Source organism: Novosphingobium kunmingense (assembly GCF_002813245.1).
Lineage (GTDB): Bacteria > Pseudomonadota > Alphaproteobacteria > Sphingomonadales > Sphingomonadaceae > Novosphingobium > Novosphingobium kunmingense.
The window spans coordinates 591,036-610,875 of record NZ_PHUF01000002.1 but is presented as its reverse complement, the minus strand read 5'-3'; the positions used below and the strand labels follow the sequence as shown (position 1 = coordinate 610,875).

Annotated in this window: 21 protein-coding genes; 1 reads left to right on the top strand and 20 read right to left on the bottom strand. The window is 67.1% G+C overall.

The window, feature by feature from the left end:
- Positions 1 to 159: 159 nt before the first annotated feature.
- From cobU to cbiE, 15 genes are read right to left on the bottom strand one after another with little or no spacing between them, the layout of a single operon-like run.
- Positions 160 to 687 carry a bifunctional adenosylcobinamide kinase/adenosylcobinamide-phosphate guanylyltransferase gene (gene cobU / locus B0I00_RS02985; RefSeq protein ID WP_100865845.1) on the bottom strand — a complete coding sequence of 176 codons (528 nt, stop codon included), beginning with the start codon at positions 685 to 687 and terminating at the stop codon, positions 160 to 162.
- Positions 684 to 2,171: a cobyric acid synthase gene (locus B0I00_RS02980; protein WP_100866462.1), complete on the bottom strand. Its 1,488-nt coding sequence runs from the start codon at positions 2,169 to 2,171 to the stop codon at positions 684 to 686. The genes cobU and B0I00_RS02980 overlap by 4 nt, the downstream gene beginning before the upstream one ends.
- Positions 2,159 to 3,097 carry an adenosylcobinamide-phosphate synthase CbiB gene (gene cbiB, locus B0I00_RS02975; protein ID WP_100866463.1) on the bottom strand — a complete coding sequence of 313 codons (939 nt, stop codon included), beginning with the start codon at positions 3,095 to 3,097 and terminating at the stop codon, positions 2,159 to 2,161. The genes B0I00_RS02980 and cbiB overlap by 13 nt, the downstream gene beginning before the upstream one ends.
- On the bottom strand, positions 3,090 to 4,085 hold the full coding sequence (locus B0I00_RS02970; RefSeq protein WP_100865844.1) for a threonine-phosphate decarboxylase: 996 nt from the start codon (positions 4,083 to 4,085) through the stop codon (positions 3,090 to 3,092). Before B0I00_RS02970 ends, cbiB begins: the two co-directional genes overlap by 8 nt.
- Complete coding sequence (locus tag B0I00_RS02965; protein WP_100865843.1) at positions 4,082 to 4,810, bottom strand: adenosylcobinamide-GDP ribazoletransferase; 729 nt, start codon at positions 4,808 to 4,810, stop codon at positions 4,082 to 4,084. Before B0I00_RS02965 ends, B0I00_RS02970 begins: the two co-directional genes overlap by 4 nt.
- On the bottom strand, positions 4,807 to 5,388 hold the full coding sequence (locus B0I00_RS02960; RefSeq protein WP_100865842.1) for a histidine phosphatase family protein: 582 nt from the start codon (positions 5,386 to 5,388) through the stop codon (positions 4,807 to 4,809). The genes B0I00_RS02965 and B0I00_RS02960 overlap by 4 nt, the downstream gene beginning before the upstream one ends.
- Positions 5,385 to 6,401, bottom strand: a complete 1,017-nt coding sequence (gene cobT / locus B0I00_RS02955; RefSeq protein WP_100865841.1) for a nicotinate-nucleotide--dimethylbenzimidazole phosphoribosyltransferase — start codon at positions 6,399 to 6,401, stop codon at positions 5,385 to 5,387. The genes B0I00_RS02960 and cobT overlap by 4 nt, the downstream gene beginning before the upstream one ends.
- Complete coding sequence (locus tag B0I00_RS02950; protein WP_100865840.1) at positions 6,398 to 6,805, bottom strand: DUF1636 domain-containing protein; 408 nt, start codon at positions 6,803 to 6,805, stop codon at positions 6,398 to 6,400. Before B0I00_RS02950 ends, cobT begins: the two co-directional genes overlap by 4 nt.
- A gap of 25 nt (positions 6,806 to 6,830) precedes the next feature.
- Complete coding sequence (bluB, locus tag B0I00_RS02945; protein ID WP_100865839.1) at positions 6,831 to 7,478, bottom strand: 5,6-dimethylbenzimidazole synthase; 648 nt, start codon at positions 7,476 to 7,478, stop codon at positions 6,831 to 6,833.
- Complete coding sequence (cobO, locus tag B0I00_RS02940; RefSeq protein WP_100865838.1) at positions 7,475 to 8,101, bottom strand: cob(I)yrinic acid a,c-diamide adenosyltransferase; 627 nt, start codon at positions 8,099 to 8,101, stop codon at positions 7,475 to 7,477. The genes bluB and cobO overlap by 4 nt, the downstream gene beginning before the upstream one ends.
- Entirely contained in the window at positions 8,091 to 8,855 is a 765-nt protein-coding gene (gene cobF, locus B0I00_RS02935; RefSeq protein ID WP_100865837.1) for a precorrin-6A synthase (deacetylating), read from the bottom strand. Before cobF ends, cobO begins: the two co-directional genes overlap by 11 nt.
- Complete coding sequence (locus B0I00_RS02930; protein WP_100865836.1) at positions 8,852 to 10,168, bottom strand: cobyrinate a,c-diamide synthase; 1,317 nt, start codon at positions 10,166 to 10,168, stop codon at positions 8,852 to 8,854. Before B0I00_RS02930 ends, cobF begins: the two co-directional genes overlap by 4 nt.
- On the bottom strand, positions 10,165 to 10,950 hold the full coding sequence (gene cobM / locus B0I00_RS02925) for a precorrin-4 C(11)-methyltransferase (RefSeq protein ID WP_100865835.1): 786 nt from the start codon (positions 10,948 to 10,950) through the stop codon (positions 10,165 to 10,167). The genes B0I00_RS02930 and cobM overlap by 4 nt, the downstream gene beginning before the upstream one ends.
- Positions 10,947 to 11,327 (bottom strand): cobalamin biosynthesis protein, encoded by a 381-nt coding sequence (locus tag B0I00_RS02920; RefSeq protein ID WP_232730090.1) that lies wholly within the window; start codon positions 11,325 to 11,327, stop codon positions 10,947 to 10,949. The genes cobM and B0I00_RS02920 overlap by 4 nt, the downstream gene beginning before the upstream one ends.
- Entirely contained in the window at positions 11,309 to 12,529 is a 1,221-nt protein-coding gene (cbiE, locus tag B0I00_RS02915) for a precorrin-6y C5,15-methyltransferase (decarboxylating) subunit CbiE (RefSeq protein WP_100865833.1), read from the bottom strand. The genes B0I00_RS02920 and cbiE overlap by 19 nt, the downstream gene beginning before the upstream one ends.
- Between cbiE and B0I00_RS02910 the strand changes: the two genes are divergently transcribed.
- Entirely contained in the window at positions 12,528 to 13,289 is a 762-nt protein-coding gene (locus tag B0I00_RS02910) for a cobalt-precorrin-6A reductase (protein WP_100865832.1), read from the top strand. The two genes, cbiE and B0I00_RS02910, sit on opposite strands and share 2 nt — an antisense overlap.
- Here the strand turns inward: B0I00_RS02910 and cobJ are convergent.
- From cobJ to cobN, 5 genes are read right to left on the bottom strand one after another with little or no spacing between them, the layout of a single operon-like run.
- Positions 13,253 to 14,029 (bottom strand): precorrin-3B C(17)-methyltransferase, encoded by a 777-nt coding sequence (cobJ, locus tag B0I00_RS02905; protein ID WP_100865831.1) that lies wholly within the window; start codon positions 14,027 to 14,029, stop codon positions 13,253 to 13,255. The genes B0I00_RS02910 and cobJ overlap by 37 nt on opposite strands.
- A complete protein-coding gene (cobI, locus tag B0I00_RS02900) occupies positions 14,026 to 14,793 on the bottom strand; it encodes a precorrin-2 C(20)-methyltransferase (protein ID WP_100865830.1) in 768 nt (255 codons plus the stop codon). The genes cobJ and cobI overlap by 4 nt, the downstream gene beginning before the upstream one ends.
- On the bottom strand, positions 14,790 to 15,419 hold the full coding sequence (locus tag B0I00_RS02895; protein WP_100865829.1) for a precorrin-8X methylmutase: 630 nt from the start codon (positions 15,417 to 15,419) through the stop codon (positions 14,790 to 14,792). The genes cobI and B0I00_RS02895 overlap by 4 nt, the downstream gene beginning before the upstream one ends.
- The gene (gene cobG / locus B0I00_RS02890; RefSeq protein WP_100865828.1) at positions 15,419 to 16,549 is read right to left on the bottom strand and encodes a precorrin-3B synthase; all 1,131 of its coding nucleotides are present in this window, start codon (positions 16,547 to 16,549) and stop codon (positions 15,419 to 15,421) included. The genes B0I00_RS02895 and cobG overlap by 1 nt, the downstream gene beginning before the upstream one ends.
- On the bottom strand, positions 16,546 to 19,839 hold the full coding sequence (cobN, locus tag B0I00_RS02885) for a cobaltochelatase subunit CobN (RefSeq protein ID WP_100865827.1): 3,294 nt from the start codon (positions 19,837 to 19,839) through the stop codon (positions 16,546 to 16,548). Before cobN ends, cobG begins: the two co-directional genes overlap by 4 nt.
- Position 19,840: the final 1 nt, after the last annotated feature.

The following is a 19,840-nucleotide window of genomic DNA, read 5'->3' as shown; positions in this document are numbered from 1 at the left end:
CTCTGCGATTCGGCTGCTTTGTGTGAAGTCCAGCCAGCAGCAGAATCAGCTAGAGATTACGAGCCTCGTCGAAGAACCTGAGCAACTCCCGGCAATGCTGCGTATGGGCGTTGAGCAGCCGTCGTGCCGCAGCAGTCTGTACAAGCACCTGAACGCCATTCATCCTTTGGACTTGAGCGCTAAAGGCAGGCCAGCGAACATCATGACGACCTCATCAGCCGCTGCGGCCATCTCCTGATTGATCCTGCCCGCGACATCACGGAATCTTCGGGCAAGGGCGTTGTCGGGCACAATGCCCAGCCCCACTTCATTGGCCACCAGGATGATCGGTCCCCGCGCAGCCAAAACCGCACGCACCAGCCCTTCCGTGGCCGCAGCCATATCCCGGTCCGCCATCATCAGATTCGATGCCCAGAGCGTCAGGCAATCCACCAGCACTACCGTTTCAGATGTGCTGCATGCCGTGATCGTCTCCGCCAGCTCCAGCGGTGCCTCGACAGTCGACCAGCGCGTGCCGCGATCGGCGCGGTGTAGGGCGATCCGCTCGCGCATCTCTTCATCGAAGGCTTGGGCCGTCGCCAGATAGACCAGCTTACCCGTCAGGGCTTCAGCCCGGCCTTGGGCAAAGCGGCTCTTCCCGGAACGCGCACCGCCCAGCACCAGCAGGTGAGAGAAAGCATTGCTCATGTCCTGAATCCTGTCGGGCCGGATGCGGATCGCTCTGCCTTGGCCAGCGCCACGAGCGCATCGATATCGAGATGCTCCTCCAGTGCGGATGCGATCTCGTCCAGCGCCCGTTCGACAGAGACACCATAGTCCACGCCCCCGGCTTCGACATTCATGCGCGACAGAAGCGCGCGACGCAGCTTCGCATCGGCCAGCAGACCATGGACATAGGAGCCGAACACTGTCCCCGCCGCGTTGATCGCGCCATCGCGGCGGCCATCGGAGAGCAGCGCGAAGGGACGCTCCGTATCCGGTCCGCTGGTCTGGCCCATATGCATTTCATATCCCTGAAAAGGTGCACCCATCGCCATCCCGGAGACCGGACGCAGCGCCTTGTGCGCGTGCAAGGTCGTGTCGACCTCAAGCAGGCCAAGGCCGCATGAAGCGCTGGCTGGCCCTTCCAGTCCATCGGGATCGGCGATGCTTTTGCCGAGCATCTGGTAGCCCCCGCAAAGGCCCAGGATCAGCCCGCCGCGCCGGTGATGCCCAAGAATATCGACGTCCCAGCCTTCGCCGCGCAGCGCGGCCAGGTCGGCAATGGTCGCCTTCGACCCGGGCAGGATGATGAGCGCAGCCTCCGCCGGGATCGGCTGGCCGGGTGGAACCATTTGCAGTTCGATACCAGGTTCGAGTTTCAGCGGATCGAGATCATCGAAATTGGAGATGCGCGGCAGGATCGGGCAAGCGACTAGCTTGCTGTGTCCCGCGCGCGTCTTGCCGCGCTCCAGCACTACGGCATCTTCGCTTGGGAGACGAGCGGTCGCATTCAGCCAAGGGACAACGCCGAATCCTCGCCAGCCTGACAAGCTCTCGATCTGGCGATAGCCATCGGCGAACAGGGCAGGATCGCCCCGGAACTTGTTGATGATGAAGCCCTCGATCATCGCCGCGTCGGCCGGGTCGATGATCGTCCTCGTGCCAACGATGGCGGCGATGACCCCGCCGCGATCGATATCGCCGACCAGGACGACCGGCACGCTCGCCGCGCGCGCAAATCCCATGTTGGCGATGTCGCCGGCGCGCAGGTTGATTTCCGCCGGAGAGCCAGCGCCCTCGACCACGACAATATCGCAAGCCTGGCGAAGCCGGTCGTAGCTGGCGAGAACCTCGCCGAGCAGCGTCCCGCGCGCCTGCCGGAAATTGTCCGCACGCAATGTGCCGCGCACCCGGCCATGCACGATCAATTGCGACGTGCGGTCGGCTTGAGGCTTCAGCAGTACGGGATTCATGTCGGTATGCGGTGCAACCCCGCAGGCGATCGCCTGCAAAGCCTGCGCCCGCCCGATCTCGCCGCCATCGCTGGTAACTGCCGCATTGTTCGACATATTCTGCGGCTTGAACGGCAAGACCCGAAGTCCGCGTTTCACCAGCGCGCGGCACAACCCCGCCACCAGCACGGATTTGCCAACGTCGGAGCCCGTGCCCTGAAGCATTACAGCGCCGATGCGATACCCCCCGCCATGAACCACAGACACAGGCAAGCCCGGCGATAGATGCTCAGCCCACGCCGAATATCCACTGCCCGGGCGAGACGACCACCCTCGCCGATCCACGGCTTGTGCGAAAGAATGCCGTCATAGGCGATGGGCCCCGCCAGTCGCAGTCCCAGTACGCCAGCCATCGCCGCCTCGGGCCAACCGGCGTTGGGCGAGGCGTGGTTGGCGGCATCGCGCCACAGGATCCGCCAACCGCCCTTGCCGCACAGGCAGATCAGCAATCCGGCGAGGCGTGCTGGCACAAGATTCATCGCATCGTCGCTACGCGCCGCGGCCCAACCAAAAGCGCGCCATCGCTCCTCGCGATGACCGATCATGCTGTCGGCCGTGTTGATCGCCTTATAGGCCCAGATGCCGGGCAGGCCGAGAACAAGAAGCCAGAACAGCGGCGCCGCCACACCATCGCAAAAGCTTTCCGCCAGGCTCTCGATTGCCGCGCGCGTGACGCCCGCTTCATCAAGATCCGCCGTATCGCGGCCCACGACCATGCCGACCGCGACGCGCGCGGCGGGAATATCCTGCCGCTCCAGCGCCTCGGCAACGGGGCGGATATGGTCGTGAAGGCTGCGCTGCGCCAGACCCGGCCAGGCCAGGAGCGCGATCAAGGGCCAGGCCCAAACCCCGGCAATAGCCGCGAGCAGACTCTGCAGAACCCAGCCCGTCCCGCCCGCGATAGCCAGGAGGATCAGCACGGTGGCCACCCCGGCCATTCGCCGCTGTCCATCGGAACGCGAGGGATCATTCCATCGCCGTTCCGCCTCGTCGATGATCCGGGCAAAAGCGCCCACCGGATGACCGATCCGGCGATACAGCGAATGCGGCCAGCCCATCGCGGCATCGAACACCAGGGCGAGCAAGGCGACCGGCTCAGCCATCGGCCAGCGCCCCATCGAGGCGGTCCAGCGCCGCGTGGTTGGCAGGCAGGCCCAGCCGGAGCCAGCGCGGAGCATAGTCGAACGGCCGAGTCAGGATCGCATGCCGCGCGAGACGTTCGAACAGGGCGGCGGCATCGGCCGTCTCGATCAGCCGGAACAGGGGACAGGCGCCCATCGCCCTGAAGCCGCGCCGGGCCAGAACCGTATCCAGCTCATCCGCCTCTTCGCGTAAGCCAATCCGCATGGAGGCGCTCCAATCCGCATCCCGATAGGCCGCCGTTCCGATGGCCAGCGCCGCCGCCGAGAGCGGCCAACTGCCGAGCCTCTGGCGATATTGCGCGATCAGCGGGCGTGGCCCCAGCACAAAGCCGAGCCGCACCCCGGCCAGTCCGAAGAATTTGCCAAAGGAGCGAAAGACGATCAGCCGCTGCCCGTCATGCACATGGGCGGCAAGGCTGATCTCTGGAGTGGCATCGGCAAAGGCTTCGTCCACCACGAGCCAGGACGCGCCGCCCCCCCCATTGCTGTGCCGTGTTTCCAACCAGCCCAGCAATGTAGCTGGCGGGGTGATTCGTCCATCGGGGTTGTTGGGATTGGCAAGAACGAGGGTCGCCTCCTCCGCCCCCGTCAGATCGGACAGGGCCACAGGGCGGCTCTGGGGTATCATCTCGCCATGGGTGCGATAGCTGGGCTGGGCATGGATGGCCGGTCCCGGCAGAATGTCGCCCAGCATCCGCAGACCGATCTCCGTGCCGGGCACGGCGCAGACATGGGCGCGGTCCGTGCCAAAGCAGGCGGCGGCGGCGGCTTCCAGATCGTCCAGCGCGCCCGGATCGGGAAGGGCCTGCCAGTCCATCGCCAGATCGCCGACGCCTGGCCAGCCATGCGGATTGATGCCCGTCGAAAGGTCGATCCAAGGCGCATCGCCCATGCCGAACTGCGCCATGGCATCGGCAAGCCTGCCGCCATGAAAGCTGAAGTTGTTCATGTTCCAGGGATCCATGGGGCGCTGACTGCGAGGGTCAGCAGCAGCGCGGTTTCGATAAGTTCGATGCCCGCGCCATGGCCATCGCCGGAAATCCCGCCGATCATCCGGCGCACCTGCCAGCCCCACCACGGGATCAGCAATGGCGTGACCAGAAGCGCCGGATAGAACCATGACGCCGCCAGCAGCGCGGCGGCCCACGCCATCAACTCGACCGGACCGACGGCTGAGCGAAAGCTGGCAGCCAGCCCTTGATGCAGCGGCATAAGCCACCAGGTCCAGACGAGCGGGCCGATGCGCGCGGCGAAAGGCACAAGAACGAGCGGGAGAAACGCATGCGCCTCGACCAGCATATGCAGGAGCAGCAACTTGCTCAAAAGTTGCAGGACAATGGCGACAACGCCGAAACTACCAACGTGCGGGTCGGCCAAAACGGCTAGCAGCCGCTCGCGGTCCTTGTGCACCGCTCCGCTGGCGTCAGCCAAGTCAGACACGCCATCGAGGTGCAAGGCGCCGGTCACGCCCACCCAGACAATCAGTGCGGCCAGCGCACCGAGCCGGCTATCGACCAGCCCTCCCGCCCATGCGGCCCCCGCGACCAGTGCACCGATCACCAGCCCCGCGGCAGGAAACCAACGCATGGACCGAGCGAACGCGGCATCGTCGACGACGATCGCGGGTGTCGGCAGGCGCGTCAGGAATTGCAGGGCGATGATGAAGCCCTTCACGGATAGAGACCCGCGATCTGTGCCGTGGGCCGCTGGCCAAGTCCGCTCCCAGGCCAGACGCGCAGCGACAGAAGGCAGTTGTAGGGCAGATCGATCGCCCAGGTCTGGCGAACGTCGAACCCGCAAAGCACCGCCAGCGCCGCCCGCATCGCGCCGGCGTGAGTGACGATCAGCGTGGGCCTCGCCGCCAGATCGCCAATGGCGCCCGACACGCGACAGAATAGCTCCGACCAGCATTCTCCTCCCGGCGGCGCATGGACCTCGGGGTCGTCCCAGAACCGCGCCAAGGCCGCGCCTTCGACGTCCCCGGGCGCCAGCCCGTCCCACGCCCCAAAGTCCAGCTCGCGCCAGCGTGGATCGATGGACAGCGGCACGCCTGTTGCAAGGCCGATCGCCTCACCCGCCAACCGCGCGCGGGATAGATTGGAGGCGATCAGCACCTCTGGCTCCAGTTCCCGCGCCTGATCGACGCAAGCCGCGATACCGGCGGCCGTGGGCTGGGCGTCGGTACGGCCGATCAGCCGTCCCGCGCCTTCCGGCTCGCCATGACGCAGGAGATAGAGGGCAAAACCGTTCACAGACTGTCCGCCACCCCGGCCTCGGCAAATGTCGCCATGCCATTGTGCGTGGCGAGCGCGGCCCGGATCACCGACATGGCCACTGCTGCCCCGCTGCCTTCCCCCAATCGCATGCCGAGCGAGAGCAAGGGATCAAGGTCCAGATGCCCCAGCAGGCGAATATGCCCCGGCTCGGCGGAACAGTGGCCCGCCAGGCAATGATCGGTGATCGCCGGAGCCGCGATGGCCAGGGGAGCGATGGCAGAGCAACTGATGAAGCCATCGAGCACCACGGGCACGCGCTGGCGGCGGGCCTCCAGCACGGCTCCCGCGATCGCCGCGATCTCCCGCCCGCCCAATCGGCGCAGGGTCTCGAATGGGGTGCGCGGCGCGGCGTCATGAAAGGCGAGCGCCCGTTCCACCACCGCCACTTTGCGCGCAATGCCCTCCGCATCGACCCCCGTTCCCGGCCCGACCCATTGCGCTGGCGTCCCGCCATAGCTGCGCGCGCAGAGCGCGGCGGCGGCGGTCGAATTGCCGATGCCCATTTCACCCACGACCAGCAGGTCCAGGCCAGGTTTAACCACGGCAGCTCCGGCGGACAGCGCAGAAAGGCACTCCGCCTCGTCCATGGCCGGAGCGATGGTGAAGTCCGCCGTGGGCCGATCGAGATCGAGCGCGACCACCTCGAGGTCGAGCCCGGCGGCCGTTGCCAGCGCGTTGATCGCCGCGCCGCCGGCGGAAAAATTGCCGACCATCGCCGCCGTCACGCTGGCCGGAAAAGCGCTGACGCCGTGAACGACGAAACCGTGATTTCCCGCGAAGATCGCCGCGCGCCCCTGCTCGATCACGGGCTGCGGCGTGCCCTGCCATCCAGCCAAAAACACCGCAATCTCTTCCAGCCGCCCGAGCGATCCCGCCGGCTTGGTCAGGCTGGCTTGCCGCGCGCCCGCAGCGGCGATGGCATCTGCATCGGCCATGGGCAGATGCCCAAGCGCCGCTTCGAATGCGGCAGAAGAGGTAAACCAGCTCATTCAGCCACATAGCCCGGCGGCGGGGTGCGGGTGATGAAATGGCCCTTCACGCCTTGCGGCCATTGCTTGAACGGCACCCGGCCATGTTCGCTGGCGGCATAGTGGACGGCATAATCGAGAATGGCGGTGGCAGCCGCTTCGTCCGGCGTGAACCGGCCCAGCACATAGCCGACTTTGCCCGGCGCGCGGAGGTGAACTGTGCAGAAGTCGGTGCAGGCAAACAGGCAGGGCATTTCCTGCACGGCGACTCCGGCATAGCGAGCATCGCTCTCCCGGACCGAGCGCAACGCCGCCGCCATTTGCGCGCCGCCGCGCAGCCCGGTGTCATCCTCCCGCTCGTCCGCGCTGTGGCGGCAGGTATTGCAGGCCACGATGGCGGGGCCATCCTCCACTTGTTTCAGCATGGTCTTCCTGTCCTTCGGTAGAGGGTCATCGCTCGAACACCCGGTCGCTCCACGGTTCGCGGGACTGCCATCCGCGCCGTTCCAGTTCGGATGTGTCGGATTCTTCGGCCGGGTAGCCGACGCACAGCAGCGCGATCAGCGACCATTCGGTGGGCACATCCAGCAGGGACTGAACGGTTTGCGGATCGAGGATCGACACCCAGCCCATGCCAATGCCGCGCAACCGCGCGGCCAGCCACAGATTGTGGATCGCCAGCACGCAGGAGTAGCGGAGCATTTCGGGCATCGTGGCAATGCCGAGGCCGTGACCCGCCTCGGGTCGTTCGTCACAGAACACCGCCAGCAGTTCGGGAGCCTCGCGCAAACCGTGCAGCTTGAGCGAGACATAGTGATCGTACCGCGCCTGCCCGGCATAACGCTCCGCTGCGCGCGCGCTCTGCATATCGACATGGGCGGCAAGCGCATCACGAATGCCGGGGGATCGCAGACGTACGAAACGCCACGGCTGAGCGTTGCCGACCGAAGGCGCGAAAGAGCTACAGGCCAGCATCTCGCGCATGTCCTCCTCCGCCACGGCTCGGTAATCAAAATGCCGGACATCGCGGCGCCAGCGCAGCAATTGCGTGAACCCTGCCGCGAATGCCGCATCAAACAGAGGGGGCGCCGCGCTCAGAACTCGATCCCCTTCTGCGCCTTGACCCCGGAGCGGAAGGGGTGCTTCACCATGGTCATCTCGGTGACAAGGTCGGCCGCCTCGATCAGCGCCTCTGGCGCATTGCGGCCGGTAACGATGACATGCTTCATCTCGTCGCGCGCGGTCAGCACCGCGAGAACTTCGTCGAGCGGCAGATACTCATAACGCAGGGCGATATTCAGCTCATCGGCCAGCACCATGTGGTAGGCCGGATCGGCGATCATGCGCTCGACCTCATTCAGCGCCATGCGCGCCGCCGCGATGTCGCGCGCGCGATCCTGCGTGTTCCAGGTGAAGCCCTCACCCATCGGCTTGAATTCGACATTGTCCGGAAAGGCGTCGAACACGGTCTTCTCGCCGGTGGTCATGGCGCCCTTGACGAACTGGACCACGCCCACCTTCATGCCATGGCCGATCGCGCGTATCACCATGCCGAGCGCCGCGCTGGTCTTGCCCTTGCCCTTGCCGGTGTGAACGATCAGCAGGCCCTGTTCGCGGGTCTTGTTGGCCATGATCTTGGCCTGCGCTGCTTGTTTCTTGCGCATCTTTTCGGCGTGGCGGGTATCGCCGCCCGCCGCTTCCTCCGCGCTGTCAGTTTCCATCGAGTTGCTCCCTTCGCATGAGATAGACATCCATGATCCAGCCATGGCGCGCGCGCAGTTCGGCCCGGTGCGCGGCGATCCTGGGACCGGCTTCGGCCAGCGGCCCCTGGTCCAGCGATTCCTGCGCCATGCCGAGATAGGCGCCCCACCAGATGATTATGCCTTGCGGCTCCAGCACCTCGAAGGCGCCGCCGCTGTCGAGCATGACGACGACCGTGTCCGCACCCTCGGGCCAGCCATGCGCGCGCAGCATCCGCCCGGTGGTGATCGTCACCGGCCCGGCCAGCGGGTTCAACGGCATGGCATGGGCTGCGGTTAGCGCCTGGATACTGGTGATGCCCGGCACGACCCGGACCTGAATATCCATGCCTCCGCTCTTCAGCCGTTCGGCGATCCGCAAGCTGCTGTCGTAAAGCGAGGGATCTCCCCAGACGAGCAGCGCCAGCCGGCCGCCATCAGGCAGATGCATGGCGATCTGCGATTCCCAAGCGGCGGCTATGGCCTGGTGCCAGTCGTTGAGGGCATCCAGATAAACCGCATCCGCATCACGAACGGGCAGATCGAACTCGATGATCCGGGCGGGACCGGTAAGCACCTCCGCACAGATAGCGCGCCGCAGGTCGATCAGGTCGGACTTGGCGCGACCCTTGCGCGGCAGCAGGATGAGGTCGGCACTGTTCATCGCCCGAACCGCCTCGGCCGTCAGGTGATCGGGGTTGCCAGTTCCTATGCCGATGAGGTGGAGGTCGATCATTGAGCCGGCGCGATCAGGTGGAAATAGGTTCCGGTCACATGGCCGCGATGCGATCCGGTTTCGGCGACCTCCGCGCCATCGGCATCGGTGACGCGGGCAAGCGGCGCGTCGTTCTGTTCGACAATGGTCGAGTAGTGGAATTCGTGGCCGCGCAGCCTTGTCCCGGCGGCAAGGCCCGATACCGGCACCAGCAGCTCGGCATGACGATAGCCGAGATGCATCCGGCGCTGGGCATGGCTGGTGACAAGCCCGAGCAGGCCGGCCATGCGGTGCCGCGCCCCGCTCTTGTCGATCAACCCCTCGCCCAGCACCATATAGCCGCCGCATTCGCCGTGGACGGGCCTCGTCTCGGCATGATGGCGCAGGCCGGATAGGAAGTTCGCCGCAGCGCCGATGGTCCCGGCGTGGAGTTCCGGATAGCCGCCGGGGAGCCAGACCAGATCCGCGTCACGGCAGGGTGCTTCATCCGCCAGCGGGGAAAAAGGCTGTATCTCCGCCCCGGCACGCCGCCAGCCTTCGAGCAAATGCGGATAGACGAACGAAAAGGCGGCATCGCGGGCGATGGCGATGCGCTGAGCTGGAGGGAGAGGGAGCTGCCCGCCCTCGGGCAAAACTGCCGACACACTCCCGCTAGCCGCGCTGCGGATCGCATCGAGATCGGCATGGGCGCGAAGGAACGCGGCATAGTCGGCAATCGCCCGGTCGAGGTCGGGGTGCTCGACCGCCTGCACCAGCCCCAGATGCCGTTCGGGCAAGGTCAGGTCGCCCCGCCTGGGCAGGGCGCCCAACACGGGGATACCGGCCGCCTCCAGCCCCTTGCGTACCAGCCGTTCATGGCGCGGACTGGCCACGCGGTTGAGGATCACCCCCGCAAACGGCAGTTGCGGATCGAGGCTCCTGAACCCCAGCGCGGTGGCGGCGGCGGACTGCGCCTGCCCGGACACGTCCAGCACGAGCACCACGGGCCAGCCCATGCGGCGAGCCATGTCGGCACTGGCGCCATTGCCCGAGGCGCCGTTGCTGGCGACGCCGTCATAGAGCCCCATCGACCCTTCGGCGAGCACCATGTCCGCCCCTGCCGCGTCGGCTGCGATAGCGTCGAGCAGCCCGCCGTCCATTGCCCAGCTGTCGAGGTTGAACGAAGCCCGACCGCAGGCGGCACGGTGAAAGGCCGGGTCTATATAGTCCGGCCCGCTCTTGAACGGCTGCACCGTCAACCCGTCCTCGCTCAGCGCGCGGAGCAGGCCCAGCATCACGGTGGTCTTGCCTGTCCCCGACGCGGGGGCGGCAATGATCAAGCCGGGCACACTCATTCGGACGCACCTGCAAAGCGCGAAGTGGCATCCAGGGGCCGGAAGCGCCGGTCATAGCCGGGCGCATAAAGACTGCTTTCAGCGAAATTCTCAGCTGCCAGCACGCGCCCGACAAGAATCAGGGCGGTGCGCTCCATGCCGCCCGCGATGGCCTGCTCGATGGTTTCGAGCGTAGCGCGAACGATCCGCTGGTCGGGCCAGCTAGCTCGCCAGACCACGGCGACGGGGCAATCCGCCCCATAGGCCGGGGTCAGGTCCACCACCACGCGCGCGAGGTTGTGAATCGAGAGGTGAATAGCCAGCGTCGCACCGGTAACGGCGAAATTGGCGAGGCTTTCGGCGGGTGGCATAGTGCTCGCGCGCCCCGGTGTGCGGGTCAGCACCAGCGATTGCGCCAGTTCGGGTAGGGTGAGTTCCGCCTCCAGCGCGGCGGCGGCAGCGGCAAAGGCGGGAACGCCTGGCGTGACCGTGAAGGGAATATCCATCGCGCGCAGTCGGCGCAGTTGCTCCCCCATCGCCGACCACACCGAAAGATCGCCCGAATGGAGCCGCGCCACGTCAAGCCCGGCAGCATGGGCTGCCGCGATCTCGGTCATGATCTCATCCAGTTCCAGCGGCGCGGTGTTGACGATCCGGGTACCAGGCGGACAATGATCGAGCACCGCCGCCGGGATCAGCGACCCGGCATAAAGGCACACCGGGCTGGCCGCGATCAGGTCGCGCCCACGCAGGGTCAAAAGGTCGGGCGCACCGGGGCCGGCGCCGATGAAATGGACGGTCATGACAGAGTTCCTTGAGCAAGGGCGCAAGTGGCCATGCGATCGGGGGAGACGCAGCGCGGCGCCAGCAGGTGTGCGCCCGCGCCCGCGGCAGCCATGGCGGATGCCTCTGCAACGCTGCCGACGTTGCGGGCGGTCGCGCTGGCGACGGAGCGTGTGGGGGTGGAAACCGCAACCAGTGCGTCGGGCGCAACGCCCGTCAGCGGCAAACCCAAGGCTTCGGCCAGCGGGATCAGCGCGGCGAGCTTGTCCTGCGCCGTGGCAAGATGCGTGATCGGCGGCTGCCCCTGTTGCGCCAGGGCGAGAGCCCCACGCAGCGAGGACAGGCCGGCGCCCGATCGAAAGCCGAAGCCCGCGACGATCACAGTGTGACGCTCCATTGCACCACGGGATAGCGCGCGCGCCAGCCGTGTCGGTTCCCGAGTGCTGCGGCGTCGGCGAGTTCGATCCGGAGGAGACTGCCTCCTTTTTGACCATGCCACCGGGTGAGCAGTGCTTCCGATTCCAGCGTCACCGCATTGGCGACCAGCCGCGTTCCGACGGGCAAACGCACCCACAACGTTTCCAGCAGGGTATCCGACAGTCCGCCGCCGATGAACACCGCATCGGGCAAGGGTGACGCCGGCAATGCGTCAGGCGCGGTTCCGATGACGACCTCCAGCCGGTCCACGCCCAGCGCGGTAGCATTGGCATGCGCACGGTCCGCGCGCGCCGGATCGGCCTCGATCGCGCAGGCGCGGTTGGCCGGATGGGCCAGTAGCCATTCGATCCCGACCGACCCCGACCCCGCGCCAATGTCCCAAAGCAGCTCGCCCGGACGCGGGGCGAGCGCCGAGAGGGTAAGCGCACGCACCGGCCGCTTGGTGATCTGCCCGTCGGAGGCGAACCAATCGTCAGGTAGCCCCGCAGTGACGGGCAATGTTCTGCCCTGTCCGGCGCAGTCGATTCCGACCGCTACCGGATGGGCAATATCGGCGAAATCCAGCGCGTCAGCAGGTACGCGGCGCACGCGTTCGCGCGGACCGCCCAGCGCCTCCATCACATGCAGCGTCGAGGGGCCGAAGCCCTCCCGCGTCAGATAGTGCGCGAGTGCGGCTACCGCCTCGCCATCACGCAGCAGTGCCAGCACGCGCCCACCCGGCACAAGATGGGGCCTCAGCCGCTCCAGCGGCGCGGCATGCAGTCCGAGGCAAGGCGTCTCTTGCAGGGGCCAACCCAATCGCGCGGCGGCCAGCCCGAAGGTCGACGGCGCGGGATGCGCCAGCCACTCGTCTGGATCGAGGAGCTGCGTCACGCTGGTTCCCGCGCCGAACCAGAAGGGATCGCCCGAAGCCAGCATCACCACACGCCGCCCGCGATGTTCCATCAGGCGCGCGATCCCGTCAGTGAAGGGCACTGGCCATTCGATCGCGGGGCAGGTAATCGCGTGCAGCAGGGAGAGGTGCCGGGCCGGCCCCATGACCAGTTCGGCCTGCGCCAGCGCGGCACACGCTGCGCCGCCGAGGCCATCCGCCCCGTCCTCGCCGACGCCGATGATTGTCAACCACGGCATGTGCCGAGACTGGGGAGCCGTGTCAGCCATGCCGAATGTCCTCCTGCTGGGCGGCACGACCGAGGCGAACGCTCTCGCCCGACTGCTCGCGGCACAGGGCGTCGCGACAACGCTCAGCTATGCCGGCCGCACGGAGAATCCCCGTGCGCAACCGGTGCCGGTGCGGGTCGGTGGCTTCGGCGGCGTTGCGGGGCTGGCCGACTATCTGCGCAAGCATCGCGTGACCCACCTGGTTGACGCGACACATCCCTTTGCCGCGACGATGAGCGCTCATGCCGTGGACGCGGCCCGGCTGGCTGGCGCCGCCCATGTCGCGCTGACCCGTCCGGCCTGGAAGCCGGCCCCCGGAGACCGCTGGACCCGTGTTCCCGACATCGGCGGCGCGGTCGCCGCGCTCAGCGGGCCGGCCCGCCGCGTCATGCTGGCACTGGGGCGGATGCATGTGGAAGCGTTCCTCGCCCAGCCGCAGCACCATTATCTGCTGCGCTTCGTGGATACCCCCGAACGCCCGCCCGCTCTGCCCCGCCATAGCCTGATCTTGGATCGTGGTCCTTTCACCGTCACAGGCGACAGCCGCCTGATGCAGACCCATGCCATCGAGGTGATGGTGTGCAAGAACGCCGGCGGCCAAGGCGCCGAGGCCAAGTTGCTTGCCGCGCGGCAACTCGGCTTGCCGGTGCTGATCATCGACCGGCCCGCCATGCCAGACCGGGCAGAGGTCTGTCGCCCCGAGGATGTGCTCGCCTGGCTCGGTCACGATGCCAGCCCGGATGCTGACCGCGGCGTATAGAGGATCGGGCCGACCGCCCGTTCGATCACGCGAGTCAGGCTCGATCCAACGATGACCATGGTGCGCATGTCGGCCATGTCGGCAGAAGCCTCGCCCAACGGCACGATCCGCAATTGCTCCTCTGGCGTTGATACGGCGCGGGCGAACAGGATCAGGCGATCATCGCCGCACACCGCGCGCAGCAGGTCCAACACGCGCTCGAAACCCTCGGGTCGGGCCCTGGACCTCGGGTTGTAGAAAGCCATGGCGAAATCTGCCTCCACCGCCAGCCGCACCCGCTGTTCGATCAAAGACCAGGGCTTGAGATTGTCCGACAGATTGATGGCGCAGAAATCATGCCCCAGCGGCGCGCCCGCCCGGGCACTGGCGGCGAGCATGGCGGTGATGCCGGGCAGCACTCGGATGTCGAGTTCGCGCCAGTGGCCCGGACCAGCCTCCAGCGCCTCGAATACGGCGGCGGCCATCGCGAAAACACCCGGATCGCCGGAGGACACCACAACCACGCGCCGGCCGCGCGACGCCAGTTCGAGCGCGTGGGCCGCCCGGTCCAGTTCCACGCGGTTGTCGGACGGGTGAAATGTCAGCCCCTCACGCGGGGCGACCCGGGCGACATAGGGGATATAACCGATGACGTCGCTCGCCCCGGCCAGAGCGGCAGTGACTTCCGGCGTGACCAGTGCCTCGTCTCCAGGCCCCAGGCCGGCAATGGCGATCCAGCCGCTGTTTTGCCCGGCGTTCATGGTCTGCGCCCCTGGCCATGGATCAGCAGGATCGAGAAATAGGGCGTGACGCTTGTCGCTTCGACAAGCCGGGTAACACGCTGGCCTGGCATGGCGGCATGTTCGACCAGCCAGGCCGCGTCCTCGCGTCCTGCCGCCGCCACCGCGCGGCGCAGCTTGGGCAGGTTGCGCCCGATCTTCATCACCACCAGCGCATCGGTATCGCGGATGCGCCGCGCCAGTTCCTCCTCGGGCAGGGTGGCCATCGCCACCGTCAGCACGTCGTCGCCCCAGGTGATGGGGACACCCGTCGCGTTCCAGGCTCCAGCCATGCCGGTGATGCCCGGAACCACCGCCACCGGAACCATGCCCGTCAAACGGGCGTGAAGATGCATGAACGAACCGTAGAAGAACGGATCGCCCTCGCACAGGACGACGATGTCCTCGCCGGCCCGCGCCAGCTCGGCCAATCGTTCCGTGCAGTCGGCGTAAAAGGCGGACAGGCAGGCGTTGTAACGCGGATCGGAAAGCGGGATCTCGGTCGTCACCGGATATTCCATCGGTATCTCGATCGCGTCGGCGCGCAGCATTCCTTCGGCAATGCGCCGCGCCTGTCCCGGGCGTCCCACTTTGCGGAAATAGGCGACATGACGGGCGCCGCGCACCAGCCGGTCGGCGCGCACGCTCAACAGATCGGGCGCGCCGGGGCCAAGCCCGACGCCATGGATCGTTCCGCACGGCACATGCGCAGTCAATGACGGCACGCTCAATGACGCCGTGCTCATTCGGCGCGGCTCGCCAAAGCGTTGAGCGCGGCCACCGTGATCGCGCTGCCGCCAAGGCGCCCCTCCACGATACTGCAGGGCACCAGCGGCGCGGCCCACAGCGCGGCCTTGGATTCGGCCGCGCCGACGAAACCCACCGGACACCCGATGATCGCCGCCGGGCGTGGGCAATCGGGATCTTCCAGCATATTGAGCAGATGGAAGAGCGCGGTCGGCGCGTTGCCGATAGCAACCACCGCACCCGCCAGATGCGGCCGCCACAGTTCCAGCGCGGCGGCGGAACGCGTGTTGCCCATCGTCCGCGCCAGGTCCGGCACTTGGGTATCGTTCAGAGTGCAGATAACCGCGTTGGCGGCGGGCAGGCGCGCACGGGTGACCCCTTCCGACACCATCCGGGCGTCGCAAAGGATCGGAGCGCCATCGGCGAGCGCCGCACGCGCCATCGCCACGAAACCGGACGAAAAGCGGATATGCGCCGCTAGTTCGACCATTCCGGCGGCGTGGATCATGCGGACCGCCACCGGCTCCTCGTCGGCCGAAAAGCGCGCAAGATTGGCCTCGGCGCGGATCATGGCGAAGGACTGGCGATAGATTGCCGCGCCGTCGGTTTCATAGACATGGGGCATCAGGCAGCTCCGAAATGGGCGAAAATCTCGGCCGGGCTAAGGGCAGAGCGAAGCGGAGGCCCGCCGGGGGGCGCATTGAGGCACAGATCGAACAGGCCGCCCCGGCCGGTCAGCGTGATATCGGCGGCGCGCGGGTGGGCACAGCCCTTGGCGCAGCCGGAAACATGCAGCCGTCCTTCGACATACGGGGCAAGGCGCCTGGCGAGGTCGCGGGTTTCGACCGTGGCCTGGGGGCAATAGGGTGCGCCGGGACAGGCTTCTGCACGCAGCAGCGGATCGGCAGGATCGCTGAGTAGACCCTCGATCCGCACGGCAGGCGCGCCCTCAAGGAGCAGCAAGCGCCAAGGTGTGATCCGTACAGCCCCGGCTGGCAGCGTTTCCATCATCCCGGCCAGAATCCGTGCCTCCACACGGCCGAACGGCAGGCCATAGGCCATACCCAAATCGTGCCGGCCTGGCGCGATGCGGGCCGTGGGCAACACGGGCAAAATATCGCCGTCAGCCCAATCAGGCAGGGCAATCCCGTGCCTGGCCATCCGCCCCGCTTCTGCGCCGCCGCTTGTCGCGAACCAGTGCGCGAGCGCGATCAGAGCGTCCACTTCCTTGCCCGGTGTGACCGGAACGCCGGCAGGGCAACCGTCAGCCCGCAGGATGAGGCTACCCTCCTCGCCGCGCTCGATGCGGAAATCGCCCGCCTCATCGTAAAAGACGCTGGCCTGTCCGGCGTCGACGACAAATCCGACCTTGCCAGGCAGATCGGGTAGTTCACCCAACCGTTCCTGCAATTCGCTGGCGATACCGTGGCTGTCATCCCCGGTCCGCCAGTCCGGGGCGACCAGAATGTTGCGCCGCATTTCGATAACGGGATCGGCGTTCACCAGATTTAGGGCCAAAAGCCGGTCCAGCAGCGCCTGCCCGTCATTCTCACCCACCCCGCGGATCTGGAGATTGGCGCGACGGGTCATGTCGATCAGGCCGTTGCCATGCGTCATGGCGGCATCGCACAGGCCCAGCACCTGCTCGCGCGTCAGGCGGCCAAGCCGTGGTTTTACCCGAACCAACAGGCCATCGCCCGCCATCATCGGGCGCCACGCATCGGGACACCAGCCCCTTACCGCCCAACGGTTCACGCCCCGTCCTTCCGGCCGGAGGAAATGGGCAGGCCGGCGAGGATCGAATTGCGCCGCGTCTGCCACAGCCCGGCTGCATGAAGCGCGGCGAAGCGGGCCTCCATCGCGGCAAGCGCGTCGGGGTTCTCACGTTCCAGAAACGCGCGGACCTCCACCTGGCCCAGCGTGGCATCATGATAGAGATCGAACAGATGCGATGGCACGCTGCCCGACAGATGCGCGAACATGCCCATATGATCGAGGGTGGCCGCCAGTTCGGCAGCCCCACGAAAGCCGTGGCGCATCATGCCGGCAACCCAGCCAGGATGCGCGGCGCGGGCGCGAACGACGCGGGCAATCTCTTCAGCAAGGGTACGGGCTACAGGGCTGGCCGGGTCACGATTGTCGAGGTGATAGAGCGTCGCCATATTGCCCGTGAGCATCTTGGCGGCCGCAAAGCCCGCCTCATGCGCGGCATAGTCGGCAGCCAGCAGCAGGTCGGTTTCGGGCAGGTCCTGAAGATGGACGAAGGCATCGGCCGCCGCCAGACGCTGGCGCAGGCCTTCGGGGTCGGCGGGGGTGCCGGCCGGATCGAAGATCGTGTCCAGCGCATGGTCCGATGCCGCCAGCCACGCTTCTCCGGCAGCGCGCCGGGCATCGTCGGTATAGACCTCGGCCGCATCGCCCATTCCCAGGCCGTAGCGGCCCGGTCGCGGGCCATAGACACGCGGTGCAACGGCCTTGCCCGCGAAGGGATTCCAGTCCGCCGGTTCGTCCCGCGCGCCCAGCGCCCGCACCGCCTGCCCGAACAACGCCGGCAACGCCGGAAAGGCATCACGGAACAGTCCGGAAACCCGCAGAGTCACGTCAATGCGCGGGCGATCCAGCAGAGCGAGCGGCAGGATCTCGATCCCCGTCACCCGTTCGGACGCCATATCCCACAGCGGTTTGGCGCCCAGCAGGTGCAGCGCCATGGCGAATTCCTCGCCCGCCGTGCGCATCGTCGCCGAGCCCCACAGGTCGACCAGCAGCCCCCGCGGATAGTCGCCATGATCCTGCAAGTGCCGCCGGATTAGTTCCTCCGCAAGGCAAACCCCTTGCGCATAGGCGGCCCGGGTCGGCACCGCGCGCGGGTCGATGGTGTAGAGGTTCCGTCCGGTCGGCAGCACATCGCTGCGCCCGCGATAGGGTGAGCCGGAAGGACCGGGCGCCACGCGCTTCCCGCCCAGCGCCGCGAGCAACCCGGCCCGTTCCGCCGCGCCGTGCTCGTTCCGGCCAAAGACATGCAGCCCATCGCCGAACTGGCTTGCCTTCACATCGCAGACGAAGCGGTCGATGCGCGTGATCGCCTCGACCAATGTGGTCGCGCTATCCAGACCCAGCTCGGCTTCCAGGCCCAGCGCGCGCGCTTCCTCGCGAATGGCATCCTGCAACCGGTTGCGGCGAGCCGGATCAAGTCCGTCGGCATTGGAAAATTCGTCGAGAAGCGCCTCGATGCGCGTAAGGCCCGCACCGCTGCCGGTCTGCGTCAGAGGCGGCGGGACGTGACCGATAGTGACCGCGCCAATGCGGCGCTTGGCCTGCGCCGCCTCGCCCGGGTCATTGACGATGAAGGGGTAGATCACCGGCATGGGGCCCACCAGCGCCTCCGGCCAGCACCCATCCGACAGGGCGACCGCCTTGCCCGGCAGCCACTCGAGCGTACCGTGCGCGCCGACATGGACCAAGGCGTCCACGCCTTGTTCGCGCAGCCACAGGTAGAAGGCGACAAAGGCATGGCGCGGACAGCGCGAGAGGTCGTGATAATCCTCCGCACGACTGGTGCTGAAGCCCCGCTCGGGCTGCAAGGCGACAAGGGCATTGCCCACCGCGATTGCAGGAAAGCAGAATGCGTCGTCCTGCACCGCCGGATCGCTTTCCGGGTCGCCCCAGGCAGCGGCAAGATCGGCGCGCAGGCCCTCGGGCAAGGCGGCCAGCGCCCTGCGATAATCGGCTACAGCCCAGCGAAAGTGCTCGCACCGGAGCGCTGTCGGCAAATCCGCGCGGGGGACCACCGTATATCCGGCCTGCGCAAGGTCCGCGAGTATCGCCTCGGCGGAGGCAAAAGTGTCCAATCCCACGGCATGGGCCATCTGGTAGGCCTTGCCAGGATAGGTGGAGAGGACGAGGGCCACGCACCGATCGCCAAGAGGCTTCCGGGCCAGCGCGATCCAGCCGGCCACGCGAGCAACGATCGCCTCGATCCGGTGCGGATCGGCGCAATGGAGGCTGCGGGAAAATTCCAGCGCGGGATCGCGCGTCCCCGCTTCCTTGAAACTGGCGACCCCGGCAAAGACGCGGCCATCCAGTTCGGGCAGCACGACATGCATTGCGAGATCGGCGGGCGATAGTCCACGCGCTGCGCCTGCCCAGGCAGCCCGGCCCGATGTGGCGAGCGCCAACTGGAACACGGGCACATCCGCGCCGTCGAGCGGCGTATCGATCCCGTCGCCACGGGCTGAGAAGGCGGTGGCGTTGACGATGGCGACCGGGGCAAGGCCACGGACCCAATGATCGACCTGGCCGCGCACCTGAGGCACCTTCAGCGAGGGGACGAAAATCGACAATGTGTCAAAGCCCCGCCGCTCGAACGCGGCATGGAGGGCAGCAAAGGGGGCGAGATCGTGGGCCGTCAGGTAGGAGCGATAGAATACCAGCAATACGAGAGGCCGGCCCAAATCGCGCGCGAAGGCTTCCGGGCAGATGACACCATGTTCGGGATGCCAGCCGCCTGCCTCCGGCAATGCTTCGCTGGTCGACGTGGGCAAATCGACCAGCAGCGCAGCCCGCGCCAGTTCGACAAGCGCTGCCCGTGCCGCTCGCTCGCCGCCGGTATCACACAGCCGCGCAAGCTCTCGCAGGACAGGCACGGGCAAGGTCGATACCGCATCCAGGCGTTCGTCGGGCCGACCGTCTCCAGGCAGGACGGCCAGCGCGATCCGATGCTCGCGGGCCAGCGCCTCGACCTGCTGCAGCCCGTAGCTCCAATAGGGCGTGCCGCCGATCAGCCGGATCAGGATCGCCTTGGCGCCGGACAGCGTGCGCTCGACATAGGTATCGACCGACAAGGGATGCATGAGCGCGGACAGGTTCGCGAGCCTGAGCGCGGGCATATCTTCATTGGCTGCGCGCGCGCCGTGCCATGCGGCCGCGAATGCTCCCAGATCGCTGTCCGAAAAGGACAGCACCACAAGATCCGCAGGCTGCTGCCCCAGATCCTGCGGGACGGCATTCTCCTCCATCCCATGGGTTTCGCGGAAGATGACGTGCATT

Bases quoted from the DNA above. Each gene is read 5' to 3' on its own strand.
- cobU (WP_100865845.1), bottom strand. From the start codon at position 687: ATGAGCAATGCTTTCTCTCACCTGCTGGTGCTGGGCGGTGCGCGTTCC.
- cbiB (WP_100866463.1), bottom strand. From the start codon at position 3,097: ATGGCTGAGCCGGTCGCCTTGCTCGCCCTGGTGTTCGATGCCGCGATG.
- B0I00_RS02970 (WP_100865844.1), bottom strand. From the start codon at position 4,085: ATGAACAACTTCAGCTTTCATGGCGGCAGGCTTGCCGATGCCATGGCG.
- cobT (WP_100865841.1), bottom strand. From the start codon at position 6,401: ATGAGCTGGTTTACCTCTTCTGCCGCATTCGAAGCGGCGCTTGGGCAT.
- B0I00_RS02950 (WP_100865840.1), bottom strand. From the start codon at position 6,805: ATGCTGAAACAAGTGGAGGATGGCCCCGCCATCGTGGCCTGCAATACC.
- cobO (WP_100865838.1), bottom strand. From the start codon at position 8,101: ATGGAAACTGACAGCGCGGAGGAAGCGGCGGGCGGCGATACCCGCCAC.
- cobF (WP_100865837.1), bottom strand. From the start codon at position 8,855: ATGATCGACCTCCACCTCATCGGCATAGGAACTGGCAACCCCGATCAC.
- B0I00_RS02930 (WP_100865836.1), bottom strand. From the start codon at position 10,168: ATGAGTGTGCCCGGCTTGATCATTGCCGCCCCCGCGTCGGGGACAGGC.
- cobM (WP_100865835.1), bottom strand. From the start codon at position 10,950: ATGACCGTCCATTTCATCGGCGCCGGCCCCGGTGCGCCCGACCTTTTG.
- B0I00_RS02920 (WP_232730090.1), bottom strand. From the start codon at position 11,327: ATGGAGCGTCACACTGTGATCGTCGCGGGCTTCGGCTTTCGATCGGGC.
- B0I00_RS02910 (WP_100865832.1), top strand. From the start codon at position 12,528: ATGCCGAATGTCCTCCTGCTGGGCGGCACGACCGAGGCGAACGCTCTC.
- cbiE (WP_100865833.1), bottom strand. From the start codon at position 12,529: ATGGCTGACACGGCTCCCCAGTCTCGGCACATGCCGTGGTTGACAATC.
- cobJ (WP_100865831.1), bottom strand. From the start codon at position 14,029: ATGAACGCCGGGCAAAACAGCGGCTGGATCGCCATTGCCGGCCTGGGG.
- cobI (WP_100865830.1), bottom strand. From the start codon at position 14,793: ATGAGCACGGCGTCATTGAGCGTGCCGTCATTGACTGCGCATGTGCCG.
- B0I00_RS02895 (WP_100865829.1), bottom strand. From the start codon at position 15,419: ATGCCCCATGTCTATGAAACCGACGGCGCGGCAATCTATCGCCAGTCC.
- cobN (WP_100865827.1), bottom strand. From the start codon at position 19,839: ATGCACGTCATCTTCCGCGAAACCCATGGGATGGAGGAGAATGCCGTC.